This window comes from Pseudomonas asplenii, assembly GCF_001293465.1.
GTDB lineage: Bacteria > Pseudomonadota > Gammaproteobacteria > Pseudomonadales > Pseudomonadaceae > Aquipseudomonas > Aquipseudomonas fuscovaginae_B.
This window is the reverse complement of the sequence record NZ_JSYZ01000002.1, coordinates 1-12234: the sequence shown is the minus strand read 5'-3', so window position 1 is coordinate 12234 and position 12234 is coordinate 1. Positions and strand designations below refer to the sequence as shown.

Genomic DNA, 12234 nt, shown 5'->3' with positions numbered 1-12234 from the left:
GGCGGTCGAGGGGATATCAACGCGCCATCACGGTGAGAGATCGCGACTTTAACGCGCGATATTGGCTTGATCGATAGGGGTTGGCCCTAGGTTTCCCTAGGGCTAAACCCTGCTCTGGATATCGTTGAATCGGCCAGTATTTGACGTTCTTTAATTGACGGGGAACTTTTTATGAATTCTGTACTACCTGCTCTGGGGTTCGCCGGAATCGGCCTGATGGGGCTGCCGATGTGCCGTCGCTTGCTGGCCGCGGGGTACCCCTTGACGGTGTGGAACCGGTCGCCGCACAAATGCGCCGAACTGGTGGCGGCCGGTGCGCGGCAGGTCGCCACCCCTGCCGAGCTGTGCGCGCAGGCAGACGTGGTGATGCTGTGCCTGGCCGATACCGCGGTGGTGCAGGAGGTGGTTTTCGGGGTCGACGGGGTGGCGCAGGCGGCGAAGACGGGTCAACTGCTGGTGGATTTTTCCAGCCTGGAGCCCACGGCGACGCGACAAATGGCCGCGCGCCTGCTGGCCGAGCGCGGTGTGCGCTGGCTGGATGCGCCGGTTTCCGGCGGCACCGCCGGGGCCGAGGCTGGCAGCCTGGCGATCATGGCCGGTGGGGAAGTGGCCGATCTGGAACGGGTTCGCCCGGTCTTGCTGACCCTTGGCCAGCGCGTCACCCACATGGGTGCGGTGGGTGCCGGGCAGGTGACCAAGGCCTGCAATCAGATGATCGTGGCCTGCAATGCCCTGGTGATTGCCGAGGTGGTGGCGCTGGCGGAACGCTCCGGGGTGGATGCCAGCCTGCTGGCCGAAGCGCTCGGCGGTGGCTTCGCCGACTCCAGGCCGTTGCAGATCCTCGCGCCGCAGATGGCCGAAAGCCGTTTCGAACCGATCAAATGGCATGTGCGCACCTTGCTCAAGGACCTGGACGGTGCCGTGAAGTTCTCCCGTGAACAGGGTTCGGCGGCGCCCATCAGCGGATTGGCCGCACAGTTGATGCGCCTGCATGGTAGCCAGGGGTATCTGCAAAAGGATCCCGCGACATTGGTGAATCTGTATCGCGAGCCGCCGTCGCCGGCGGAGTGAGTGGCGTGACGCTGGGTGGTGGGCGCTGGTTGAGCTGCCTGATGGTCGCGGGCAGTTCTTCGAACAGCACCGGCCGGCTGAACAGGTGGCCCTGGATGTAGTCGCAGTCGTACTCGGCAAGGAACTCGTATTGCTGCTGGGTCTCGACGCCTTCGGTGACCACCTGCAGATGCAGGGTGTGGGCCATGACAATGATCGCCTGGATGATCTCCATGTCCGGGGCCGACTTGGGGATGTCGAGGATGAACGAGCGATCGATCTTCAGGGTATTGAGTGGCAGGCGCTTGAGGTAGGCCAGGGACGAGTAGCCGGTGCCGAAGTCGTCGATGGACAGCGAGACGCCGAGGGTACGCATCTGCCGCAACAGCTGCAGGGTATTGGTGATATTGCCCATCAGCGCGTTTTCCGTGACCTCCAGCTCCAGCCGGTTGGCGCAAACGCCGGTGCTGCGCAGGATGTTTTCAATGTCGTCGGCCAGTTCCTCGCGTGCCAGGTTCAGGGACGAGCAGTTGGTGCTGACCATCAGGTCGCTGTAGCCCTGTTCGTCCAGTGCCGCCAGGTCCTGGCAGGCGGTGCGCAGGACCCACTTGTCCAGATCGGCGATCAGGCCGTTGGCTTCGGCGATGTGCAGGAAGCGGTCCGGGGCCAGCAGCCCGTGTTGCGGATGGTTCCAGCGTACCAGGGCCTCGAGCTTGGCGACCTGGCCGGTCCTGACCGCACAGATCGGCTGGTAGAACAGTTGCAGCTCGCGGCCGTCGCGCAGCGCCTGGCGCAGTTGTTCCTCCAGTTGCAGTTCCAGGGTCGCCTTCGTCTTCAGGTTGGCGTTGAAGAAATGCAGGCTGTTGCGTCCGGCTTCCTTGGACTGGTACAGCGCCAGGTCGGCGTTCTTCAGCAGTTCCTCGCAGGTCTGGCCGTCCTCGGGGAACACGGCGATCCCGATGCTGGTGGTCATCACCATGCGCCGGCCGGCCAGTTCGATCGGTTCCTTCATCTTCTGCATGATGCGCTGGGCCATGTGCCGGGCTTCGTCGCGCTTGTGCAGGCTGATGAGGATGCAGAACTCGTCGCCGCCAAAGCGCGCGACCACGTCGTCATGGCTGCGGGTGGCACTCTTGATGTGCGCGGCGATGACCTTGAGCAGCTCGTCACCGGCGTCGTGGCCGAGGCTGTCGTTGATCCGCTTGAAGTGGTCGATGTCGAGGAACATCACCGCCAGCATGCCGCCATTGCTGCTGCGCTCGATCAGTCTTTCGGCGAAGATCTGGTTGAAGCCGCGTCGGTTGATCAGGTTGGTCAGGGCATCGTAGTGGGCGACCTGGGCCAGGGACAGGCGGGCCTGGTCCAACTGGCTGAGCAGCGCGTTGACCCGGCGCAGGTCCTGTTCCTTGTGCTGCAGCTTCTTGTCGGAGAGGGCCGCGCTGATGCTGCTGCCGATGATCAGCAGGGTGATCAGCGCAATGGTCATGCCCAGTTGCAGATGGTTGTTCTGCACTGCGGCGCCGAGGACGTCGCCTTCCGGGACGACCAGGCGCAGTGCCCACATGCCGGTGAAGTGCATGCTGACGATGGCTGCGCCCATCACCAGGCTGGCGCTGTACTTGAGCAGTTGATGGAAGATGCCGCTACCGGTGCGAAAGTGCCTGGCCAGCAGCAGGGCCGCCAGGCTGGCGCCGATGGCGATCAGTACCGACAGGCCGACGAGGCCGGGTTGATAGTACTGCTGTGCAGTCGAACGCAAGGCCGACATGCCGACGTAATGCATGGCGGCGATCCCCAGCCCCATCGACAGGGCGGCGCGAACGGTCTGGGAAGGGCGCAGTTCGGCGCGACCGAGGGTGTGCATGGCGAGAAACGAGGCGAACAGGGCGATCAGCAGCGAGACCATGGTGGTGGGCAGGTCGTAACTCATCGCGATGGGCGTTCGAAACGCCAGCATGGCGATGAAGTGCATGGCCCAGATGCCGCCCGCCAGGCAACAGGCACCGACCCAGCGCCAAAGGCGCTGTTGCGCCGGTTTTTCCACATGACCGACCCGTTCGGCCATGTCGAGCGTGGCGAAGCCCGCGGCGCAGGCCACCAGATAGGCCAGCATGACCAGCAGCGGATCGTGGCTGCAGTCGAGCAGCAACTGCCCTTGCTCGGGAAGTTTGTCGACAAAATGCAAACCCAGCCACTCCATAGCCTGTCCTATTCCGCCCTTGGACTACCGACGCTGCGCGCCGACCAATGGGTTGGAGTATAGAGGCTCGTCTGGAGCCGGGAGCCCTAATGGCAGAGTGCTCCCAATGATTTGGCGATGAGCTAAATAGCGATTGGTACTAAGCCGGGCTGCTGTTCGGGCTCCAGGGGCGGCAGGCCGAAGGCGGCGCGGGCCGCATCGCAGCGTTCGTTGGGTTCACCGTTGACCCAGGCGGCATCGAATTCGCGGCAGGGGCTGGAGCGCTGGTGGTAGATCGAGCAACTGACCCCTTTACCGACTTCACCTTCAAGGGCGGTGCAGCGCGGCTTTTTCCCTTCGGTACCGTTCATGGCCACGCGGCTCGGACTGATCTGGCTGACCAGTTCGTCGGGCACCAGGCCGCCGCCCGACACGCACTCTCCCCAATAGAACGAGACACGGAAATAGGAACAGCAGGCACCGCAATTCAGACACGGATTAGCATCAGACATGGAAGGTCAACGGAGAAAGAAGAAGGGAGGGAGTTTGGCACTATTCTAGGCTTCGGCCGCGGCTTTGTAAGGGGGTGTTACAAGTATTTTTACGGGTCCCGATAGAGCCTCCATTGGCCGGTATCAGCGCCGCGAATGGTGGCAGACAGGCGATATCAGGCTGACTAGATTGAGTGGCAGCCAAGCCCTATAACAATAAAGAGACGGACCCCATGCAGAACTCGACCCAAGCGGCGAATGCCTGGCGCATTCTGTTCCTGTTGTTCCTTGCCAACCTGTTCAATTTCTTCGATCGGACCATTCCGGCGATCATCATCGAACCGATCCGCATGGAGTGGCACCTGAGCGATTTCCAGATCGGCATCATCGGCACCGCCTTCACCATCGTCTATGCCATTGCCGGCCTGCCCCTGGGGCGCATGGCCGATAACGGTTCGCGCAGCAAGCTGATGGGCTGGGGGTTGGCGGTCTGGAGCGGGCTGACGGCGGTCAATGGCCTGGTGGGCAGTTTCTGGAGCTTCCTGCTGGTGCGCATGGGCGTCGGGATCGGTGAGGCCAGCTATGCGCCAGCGGCCAATTCGCTGATCGGCGATCTGTTCCCGGCCCATCGCCGGGCACGGGCCATGGGCATTTTCATGCTGGGCCTGCCGTTGGGGCTGTTGCTGGCGTTCTTCACCATCGGCGCGATGGTCAAGGCGTTCGACAGCTGGCGGGCGCCGTTCTTCATTGCGGCGGTCCCCGGCCTGGTGCTGGCGCTGTTCATGTTCTTCATCAGGGAGCCCAAGCGCGGCGCGGCGGAAACCGTACAGGTCGCCCAGACACGGATCGAGCGGCCGGTACGGCGCCTGCTGGCGATCCCGACCTTTCTCTGGCTGGTGCTGGCGGGGCTGACCTTCAATTTCGCCACCTACGCCTGCAACTCCTTCCTGGTGCCGATGCTGCAGCGCTACTTCCAGATGCCGTTGCAGGAAGCGGCGGTGGCCACCGGGGTGATCGTCGGTGTGACCGGCCTGGTCGGGCTGACCCTGGGCGGCTGGGTGGCGGACAAGATTCACCAGCGCATCGCCAACGGACGCCTGCTGTTCGCGGCCGTGAGCCTGGTGGTGTCGACCCTGGCCACGGCCTGGACACTGCATGCCGGGCGGATCGAGATCGGTGTGTTCGTCGCCGTATTCAGTGTCGGCTGGCTGTTTGCCTACAACTTCTACACCTGCGTCTATACCGCGATCCAGGACGTGGTCGAGCCGCGGCTGCGGGCGATGGCGATGGCGGTGTATTTCGCCGGCCTGTATCTGCTGGGTGGCGGGCTGGGGCCGGTGGTGGTCGGCCTGCTGTCCGACCATTTCGCCCATGCGGCGATGCTGGCGGCAGGTGCGCAGGAAATGACCGAGGCATTCAAGGCCGTGGGTCTGCATGACGCGATGTATCTGATTCCGGCGGCGTTGCTGCTGACGCTGCTGTTCCTGTTCCAGGCGGCACGGTGTTTCAGTCGGGATGCGGCGCGGATGCGCGAGGGGATGGGGCAGGAGCAGGAAGGCGTGGCACCTGTAACGGCTTGATAGTCAGTTGAATGGGGGCCTGTTCGCGGATGAATCCGGCTCCCACAGGTCCAGTGGTGATCACAAAATCTGTGAACACCGCTCCACTGTGGGTGCCGGATTCATCCGCGAACAGGGGGCCCTGAAGCCCTAAACGAATCCCGCCCCACAGCGCACCGTCATATCAACCGGCGACCAGCACCCGGATCGCTTCCAGGCGCAGCGCCGCCTTCTCCAGCATCGCCAGCCCCTGTTCACGCTGTTTGCGCAGTGCGACCAGCTCGCTGTCACGCACACTCGGGTTGACGGCCTGCAACGCGGTCAGGCGCGCCAGTTCCTCGTCGGTATCGGCCGCCAGGCGACGTTGTGCCTCGGCCACGCGTTCGGCGTGACGAGGGGCGACTTTCGCTTCGCCGGCGTTGATCTTCGGCGCCAGGCTGTCGCGCTGGGCCTGGATGAACTTGTTGGCGCTGGCCTTGGGCACGCTTTCCAGCTGGTCGTTCAGGGTCTCGAACGCGACGCGTGGCGACAGGTCGTTGCCGTTGGCGTCCAGCAGGCAGCGCAGGGCGGCCGGCGGCAGGTAGCGGCCCAGTTGCAGCGAGCGTGGTGCGACCACTTCGCTGACGTACAGCAGTTCCAGCAGCACGGTCCCCGGTTTCAGTGCCTTGTTCTTGATCAGCGCCACGGCAGTGTTGCCCATCGAGCCGGACAGCACCAGGTCCATACCACCTTGCACCATCGGGTGTTCCCAGGTGATGAACTGCATGTCTTCGCGCGACAGCGCCTGGCCGCGGTCGTAGGTGATGGTCACGCCTTCGTCGTCGCCCAGCGGGAAGCTGGCGTCGAGCATCTTCTCGCTCGGCTTGAGGATCAGGGCGTTTTCCGAATGGTCCTCGCTGTCGATGCCGAAGGCGTCGAACAGCGTCTCCATGTAGATCGGCAGGGCGAACTGGTCGTCCTGCTCGAGGATCGCCTCGACCAGGGCCTCACCTTCACCGGCACCGCCGGAGTTGAGTTCCAGCAGGCGGTCGCGGCCGGTGTGCAATTCGGCTTCCAGGCGCTCGCGCTCGGCACGGGCCTCGTCCACCAGCTTCTGCCACTCGCCGTCGTCGCCGCCTTCGAGCAGCGGCAGCAGGCGTGGACCGAACTGGTGCTGCAGGGCGTTGCCGGTCGGGCAGGTATTGAGGAAGGCGTTCAGGGCATCGTGGTACCACTGGAACAGGCGTTCCTGCGGGCTGGTTTCCAGGTACGGCACATGCAGCTCGATCACGTGCTTCTGGCCGATCCGGTCCAGGCGGCCGATGCGCTGTTCCAGCAGGTCCGGGTGCGCCGGCAGGTCGAACATCACCAGGTGGTGGGCGAACTGGAAGTTGCGGCCTTCACTGCCGATTTCCGAGCAGATCAGCACCTGGGCGCCGAATTCCTCGTCGGCGAAGTAGGCGGCGGCGCGGTCACGCTCGAGAATGTTCATGCCTTCGTGGAACACGGTGGCCGGGATGCCGGAACGCACGCGCAGGGCGTCCTCCAGGTCCATGGCGGTTTCCGCGTGGGCGCAGATCACCAGCACCTTGGTGCGCTTGAGCATTTTCAACTGGTCGATCAGCCACTCGACCCGTGGGTCGAAGCGCCACCAGCGTTCCTCGTCACCGCCTTCGGTCTGGGCCTGGAAGCTGACTTCCGGGTACAGCTCGGCGTGTTCGCCCAGCGGCAGCTCCAGGTATTCGTCCGGGTTCGGCAGCGGGTAGGCGTGCAGCTTGCGCTCCGGGAAGCCCTGGACGGCGGCGCGGGTGTTGCGGAACAGCACGCGGCCGGTGCCGTGACGGTCGAGCAGTTCGCGTACCAGACGCGCGCTGGCTTCGCTGTCGCCGTCGTTGACCGCGGTGAGCAGGGCCTCGCCTTCGTTGCCGAGGAAACCCTGGATGGTCTTGTGGGCGGCCGGGGACAGACGGCCCTGGTCCAGCAGTTCCTGCACCGCTTCGGCCACCGGGCGATAGTTCTCGCTTTCGGCGCGGAACGCGGCCAGGTCGTGGAAACGGTTCGGATCGAGCAGGCGCAGGCGCGCGAAATGGCTTTCCTGGCCCAGCTGTTCAGGGGTGGCGGTCAGCAGCAGTACGCCGGGAATGGTCTCGGCCAGTTGTTCGACCAGCGTATATTCCGGGCTGGCCTTGTCTTCATGCCAGACCAGGTGATGCGCCTCGTCGACCACCATCAGGTCCCAGCCGGCGGCGAACAGCGCATCCTGGGCCTTTTCGTCCTCGACCAGCCACTCCAGGGCCACCAGGGCCAACTGGGTGTCTTCGAACGGATTGCTGGCATCGCTCTCGATGAAGCGCTCGGCATCGAACAGCGCGACCTGCAGGTTGAAGCGCCGGCGCATTTCCACCAGCCACTGGTGCTGGAGGTTTTCCGGGACCAGGATCAGCACGCGGCTGGCGCGACCGGACAGCAGCTGGCGATGGATCACCAGGCCGGCCTCGATGGTCTTGCCCAGGCCCACTTCGTCCGCCAGCAGGACCCTTGGCGCGATACGGTCGGCGACTTCCCGGGCGATGTGCAACTGGTGGGCGATCGGTTGCGCACGGGCGCCACCCAGGCCCCAGAGCGGCGATTGCAACTGGCGGCTGGTGTGTTCCAGGGTGTGGTAGCGCAGCGAGAACCATGGCAGCGGGTCGATCTGCCCGGCGAACAACCGGTCGCTGGCCAGGCGGAACTGGATGAAGTTCGACAGCTGGGTTTCCGGCAGCGCGACGACTTCGTTCTGCACGTTGAGGCCGTGGTAGACCAGCAGCCCGTCGACATCCTCGACTTCGCGCACGGTCATCTTCCACCCCTCGAAGTGGGTGATGCTGTCCCCGGGCGAGAATCGCACGCGGGTCAGGGGCGCATTCCTTAGCGCGTACTGGCGAGTGTCGCCAGTGGCCGGATAGAGCACGGTCAACAAGCGGCCATCCTGTGCCAGAACGGTGCCCAAACCCAGCTCGGCTTCGCTGTCACTGATCCAGCGTTGCCCCGGTTGATACTGCTGCGCCATGCTGCCTGACTCCCGCCTTGAAAAAGCCGACTATCTTAACGGAATCGACGCTTTCAGGCCAAAGCTCTTGATCGAAAGGACTGATCCGAGAAAGTACACCGACCCAGGCTGAAAGGTCGTTGAGCATGACGTTCGTCGGAGCGTATTGCACCCTTTAGCGATAACCGGGTCACAGTTTCGCGACTGACGGCTCAAGTCACGGGGGCCGCCGCCGAAAGCCTGCCGACAGGAGAAAAAATCATGCTGCCACCGATGTTACCCCTGAGTGCCGTGCCGGTCACTTCCCAGCAGGACCCGATCCGACCGCGACCGGATATCCCGCCTGTGGTGCCCGTGCAGGAAAGCTCCAATGAAAGCACCATCGACCTGCAGAAGCGCGACCCGGAAGAGGCCGCGTGGCAGTTGCGCGAGGAACAGCGGCGCCAGCAGCAACAGCAGCAACGCCGGCGTGAGGCCGAGGATGATCCGCAGTTGCACCTGGCGGTGCCGGGCGACGAATTGAACGCCGACAACACCGTACCGGTGGTCGCATTGATGGAAGAGCAGCCGCGTCAGGGCCTGCTGGTCGACGTCGAGGTCTGACGGCGCTCTTCGGCCAGTTGCCCAAGGGCCTCCAGCAGCAAGCCGATCTCCTGTTCGGTATTGAGATAGCTCACCGCGACCCGGGCAATCGCCGGCAGTTCGCGGGCCTGCATGTCCAGAGGCGTGTAGGCGGTGCCGTTGGCACCGATGTTGATAGCGCTTTCGGCCAGCCGTTGTTTCAGCGCCAAGGCATCCCATCCTTCCAGAGTGAACGCAATCAGGCCCGACTGTTGTCCGGGCAGGCCCAGGTCGTGCAGTTCCAGCCCGGGGATCTTGCGCAAGGCTTCGCGCAATCCTGTCGCCAACCGCTGAATCCTGCCGCGAATACGCGCGATACCCAACTGATTGGCCTCCTTCAGCGCATTGGCCAGGCCGGCCATCAACACCAGCGAGCGCTCGCTGGTTTCGAAGCGGCGGGCATCGTTGCGCAGCGTGAAGCCGTGATCGTCCCAGGGCGCGGATGACACATCGAGGTAGCGGGGGGTCAGTTGTTCGAGAAAGCCTTCGCGCACATACAGCAGCGCGGTACCCCGCGGGCCCCGGAGAAACTTGCGGGCGGCACCCTTGAGCACGTCGCAGGCCAGGGCCTGGACATCGCACGGCAGTTGGCCGAGCGCCTGTCCGGCATCGATGAAGTAGGCGATGCCATGGCGTCGCGCCACCTGGCCGATGGCCTCGGCGGGGTTGATCAGGCCGCCATTGGCCGGTAGCCAGGTCAGGGCGATCAGGCGCACGCGGGCGTCGATCATCTGTTCCAGGGAAGAGACCGATACCGCACCGGTTTCATCGCACGGGATCACTTCCAGACGAGCGCCGGCCTTGACCGCTTCGGCCATGCAGGCCAGGTTGCCGGCCCATTCATGACGCCCGACCAGGATCCGGTCGCCGGCACGCCAGGGGCCCAGTGCGGCGAAGGCCTGGCCCCAGGCGGCTGAGCCGCTGCTGGCAAAGGCGATGCTCTGGACGCTGGTGTTGAGCAGCTCGGCGGCAGCCTGACGGGCTTCCTCCTCCAGTCGCGCGCCCTGGGGGCCGGCTTCCATCGGGCCGATGCCTGCCTCGAGTCGCAACTGGGCGGTCATTGCCTCCAGGGTGGCCTGGCTGGGGAGCGAGGCGCCGGCGTGATTGAAATGGATCACCCGCGAGCAGCCGGGAGTCGCGGCACGCAGGTGGGCGATTTCGCTTTCCGACCAATCGTCGACGATCATGGCTGCAGCTCGAAGATCGCGTCGATTTCCACGGCGACGCCACTGGGCAGGCTCGATACGCCGATCGCGGTCCGGGCGTGCCGACCTTTTTCACCCAGCACGTTGACCAGCAGGTTGGATGCGCCGTTCGCCACAACGCCCTGGCGTTTGAAGTCCGGGCTGGCGGCAACGAAGACGCCGAGGCGGACGATGCGCGCCAGCTTCGACAGGTTGTCATCGATGGCGTGATGCAATTGCGCCAGCAGGCCGAGGGCCGCCAGCTCCGCTGCCCTTGCGCCTTCCTCTTCGCCCAGGGTATCGCCCAGGCGGCCAATGCCGGCGGGCTGACCATCCTGCAGGGGGATCTGCCCGGAGATGAACAGCTGGTTGTTGCTGATCACGTAATTCACATAGTTGGCAATCGGCTGACTGGGCTGCGGCAGGTTCAGGCCCAGTTGACTGACGCGATCTGACAGGGAATTGCTCATGGGGGAAACCTCCTTGAAGAAGGTTTCAGCATGCTCGGCGCGGAATTGGCCGACAAACGGATAGATTCAATCGGACGTATCTGATTGGCTCATGTGTCCGCGCATTGTTCCATCAACCAGGTGCAGAAGATTTCGGCTTCCGCGCAGAGCGCGGTGTTGGGTCTGATCAGCCAATAGCCGATCTCGCTCTCATAAGGGGGGCTGTCGAATACCGGTACCAGCGAGCCGTCCTTGAGCCGGCGATCGATCAGGCGCTGGCGGCCCATGGCGATACCCTGGCCGGCGATGGCGGCTTCGACCACGATGTTGTAGTCATGGAGCATGGCCGTGGGGTAGCGCTGCAGATCGAAATGATGGTGCCGGGCCCAATCGATCCATTCGAAGGGTTGCCGGGCCTGGGCCATCAGCAATGGGCCCGGCCCGTGGGATGCGGCCTTGAAGGCCGGGCTGCAGACGGGGAACAGGCGTTCGCTCATCAGCCGCTGGGCATCGACATCCGGCCAGCCGCCCTTGCCGTAGCGGATGGCGAGGTCGACCTGGGCGCCGGCGACATCGGCGAGCTGGATCGACGGCTCCAGGGCAACCTGGATGTGCGGGTGGCGGGTAATGAAGTCGGTCAGGCGCGGTGCCAGCCAGAGCGTGGCGAAAGACGCCAGCAGGCCGATCCGCAGCACCCGTGGGGATGTCGGTGCGCGCAGTTGTCGACTGGCTTCGGCGATCTGTTCCAGGGCCGGGCGGATCTGCTGGTAATAGCGGCTGCCGGCGTCGCTGAGGTCGATGGCACGGGTCCTGCGGATGAACAGGCGCTGGTCGAGGTACTGCTCAAGCTTGTGGATCTGATGGCTTACCGCGCTCTGGCTGACCGACAGCTCATCGGCGGCCTTGATGAAGCTCAGGTGGCGGGCCACCGATTCGAAGGCGCGCAGGGCCATGAGCGGGGGGAGGTCCTTGGGCAGTGTCACTTCAACGATCCTTGGTAGCCATACTGAGTGGGCGATTTTGCGCGCAAACGGGCATGGCGGACATAGCTCGATCATTTCCCGGCTGGTCAGCGCCGACGCTTGCCCGCATTATGGGGGTATTGCGTGAGCCGGGGGCGAGCCTGGCTGAATTCGACCGATAGCGATGTAGTGATCATGAGCCAAGACGACAAGTTGATCGACCTGAATGCGGAACGGGCCAAGCGTGTCCATGACCTGAACGAGAAACGCCTGAATGAAGTACGCCAGGCCTTCGAGCAGGCGATGCCGTTGGGCAAGGGCAGGAAAAAGCCGAAGAACAAGCCGAAAAAGCGCTGATATCTGCGCTGAAACTTGATGCAAGTCAGTTAATTTCCTTTCCCCGCACCCGGTTCCGGGCGGCATTGACGCCGGTCAATTTTCCTCCGTGCCCATTTGGGTAACTTAGCCACATCGCAACAGGGCGAGTGCAGGAGGCCAGTCATGTTTTTCGATAACGTGGTAATTGCCGGAGTGCTGACGGTTGGCCTCATGGTGGTGTTCCTCGGCGGTTTTGGATTTTTTATCTGGAAAGACTCACATAAGAGGAAGAAACCTTAGGTCTTTTCAGAGAACGAGCACGCAAGGCATTTTGGGCGACTTCGGTCGCCCTTTTTTTTGTCTCGCGTTTCTGGGCTTTTTTGGGGGGAGTGTCCCGTCCTGAATAAGGTT

At 63.8% G+C, this 12234-nt stretch carries 11 protein-coding genes; 5 read left to right on the top strand and 6 right to left on the bottom strand.

What is annotated here, in order from left to right:
• The first annotated feature begins 171 nt into the window (after positions 1 to 171).
• Positions 172 to 1071 carry an NAD(P)-dependent oxidoreductase gene (locus PF66_RS31755; RefSeq protein WP_081009776.1) on the top strand — a complete coding sequence of 300 codons (900 nt, stop codon included), beginning with the start codon at positions 172 to 174 and terminating at the stop codon, positions 1069 to 1071.
• Here the strand turns inward: PF66_RS31755 and PF66_RS02040 are convergent.
• A complete protein-coding gene (locus PF66_RS02040; RefSeq protein WP_054061776.1) occupies positions 959 to 3250 on the bottom strand; it encodes a putative bifunctional diguanylate cyclase/phosphodiesterase in 2292 nt (763 codons plus the stop codon). The genes PF66_RS31755 and PF66_RS02040 overlap by 113 nt on opposite strands.
• Positions 3251 to 3372: 122 nt before the next feature.
• A complete protein-coding gene (locus tag PF66_RS02035; RefSeq protein ID WP_054057625.1) occupies positions 3373 to 3741 on the bottom strand; it encodes a YkgJ family cysteine cluster protein in 369 nt (122 codons plus the stop codon).
• Positions 3742 to 3953: 212 nt separating this feature from the next.
• Between PF66_RS02035 and PF66_RS02030 the strand changes: the two genes are divergently transcribed.
• Positions 3954 to 5300: a spinster family MFS transporter gene (locus PF66_RS02030; protein ID WP_054061775.1), complete on the top strand. Its 1347-nt coding sequence runs from the start codon at positions 3954 to 3956 to the stop codon at positions 5298 to 5300.
• A 163-nt stretch (positions 5301 to 5463) separates the two neighbouring features.
• Here PF66_RS02030 and rapA read toward each other — a convergent pair whose 3' ends face one another.
• Positions 5464 to 8310, bottom strand: a complete 2847-nt coding sequence (gene rapA / locus PF66_RS02025) for an RNA polymerase-associated protein RapA (protein WP_054057627.1) — start codon at positions 8308 to 8310, stop codon at positions 5464 to 5466.
• 240 nt (positions 8311 to 8550) lie between these two features.
• Between rapA and PF66_RS02020 the strand changes: the two genes are divergently transcribed.
• The gene (locus tag PF66_RS02020; protein WP_054057628.1) at positions 8551 to 8892 is read left to right on the top strand and encodes a hypothetical protein; all 342 of its coding nucleotides are present in this window, start codon (positions 8551 to 8553) and stop codon (positions 8890 to 8892) included.
• Here PF66_RS02020 and PF66_RS02015 read toward each other — a convergent pair.
• The 3 genes from PF66_RS02015 to PF66_RS02005 form a co-directional block, all read right to left on the bottom strand.
• Positions 8862 to 10097 carry an aminotransferase class V-fold PLP-dependent enzyme gene (locus PF66_RS02015; protein WP_054061774.1) on the bottom strand — a complete coding sequence of 412 codons (1236 nt, stop codon included), beginning with the start codon at positions 10095 to 10097 and terminating at the stop codon, positions 8862 to 8864. The two genes, PF66_RS02020 and PF66_RS02015, sit on opposite strands and share 31 nt — an antisense overlap.
• Positions 10094 to 10564 carry a RidA family protein gene (locus tag PF66_RS02010; protein WP_054061773.1) on the bottom strand — a complete coding sequence of 157 codons (471 nt, stop codon included), beginning with the start codon at positions 10562 to 10564 and terminating at the stop codon, positions 10094 to 10096. Before PF66_RS02010 ends, PF66_RS02015 begins: the two co-directional genes overlap by 4 nt.
• Before the next feature lie 89 nt (positions 10565 to 10653).
• Complete coding sequence (locus tag PF66_RS02005) at positions 10654 to 11526, bottom strand: LysR substrate-binding domain-containing protein (protein WP_054061772.1); 873 nt, start codon at positions 11524 to 11526, stop codon at positions 10654 to 10656.
• A gap of 174 nt (positions 11527 to 11700) precedes the next feature.
• Between PF66_RS02005 and PF66_RS33135 the strand changes: the two genes are divergently transcribed.
• Together PF66_RS33135 and ccoM are read left to right on the top strand one after the other, a co-directional pair.
• On the top strand, positions 11701 to 11862 hold the full coding sequence (locus PF66_RS33135) for a hypothetical protein (protein ID WP_192842680.1): 162 nt from the start codon (positions 11701 to 11703) through the stop codon (positions 11860 to 11862).
• Between the two features lie 144 nt (positions 11863 to 12006).
• Positions 12007 to 12123, top strand: a complete 117-nt coding sequence (gene ccoM / locus PF66_RS33725) for a cytochrome c oxidase subunit CcoM (protein WP_010449458.1) — start codon at positions 12007 to 12009, stop codon at positions 12121 to 12123.
• The last annotated feature ends 111 nt before the right edge of the window (positions 12124 to 12234 follow it).

Coding starts and splice junctions, on each gene's coding strand:
- PF66_RS31755 (WP_081009776.1), top strand. CDS start 172: ATGAATTCTGTACTACCTGCTCTGGGGTTCGCCGGAATCGGCCTGATG.
- PF66_RS02040 (WP_054061776.1), bottom strand. CDS start 3,250: ATGGAGTGGCTGGGTTTGCATTTTGTCGACAAACTTCCCGAGCAAGGG.
- PF66_RS02035 (WP_054057625.1), bottom strand. CDS start 3,741: ATGTCTGATGCTAATCCGTGTCTGAATTGCGGTGCCTGCTGTTCCTAT.
- PF66_RS02030 (WP_054061775.1), top strand. CDS start 3,954: ATGCAGAACTCGACCCAAGCGGCGAATGCCTGGCGCATTCTGTTCCTG.
- rapA (WP_054057627.1), bottom strand. CDS start 8,310: ATGGCGCAGCAGTATCAACCGGGGCAACGCTGGATCAGTGACAGCGAA.
- PF66_RS02020 (WP_054057628.1), top strand. CDS start 8,551: ATGCTGCCACCGATGTTACCCCTGAGTGCCGTGCCGGTCACTTCCCAG.
- PF66_RS02015 (WP_054061774.1), bottom strand. CDS start 10,097: ATGATCGTCGACGATTGGTCGGAAAGCGAAATCGCCCACCTGCGTGCC.
- PF66_RS02010 (WP_054061773.1), bottom strand. CDS start 10,564: ATGAGCAATTCCCTGTCAGATCGCGTCAGTCAACTGGGCCTGAACCTG.
- PF66_RS33135 (WP_192842680.1), top strand. CDS start 11,701: ATGAGCCAAGACGACAAGTTGATCGACCTGAATGCGGAACGGGCCAAG.
- ccoM (WP_010449458.1), top strand. CDS start 12,007: ATGTTTTTCGATAACGTGGTAATTGCCGGAGTGCTGACGGTTGGCCTC.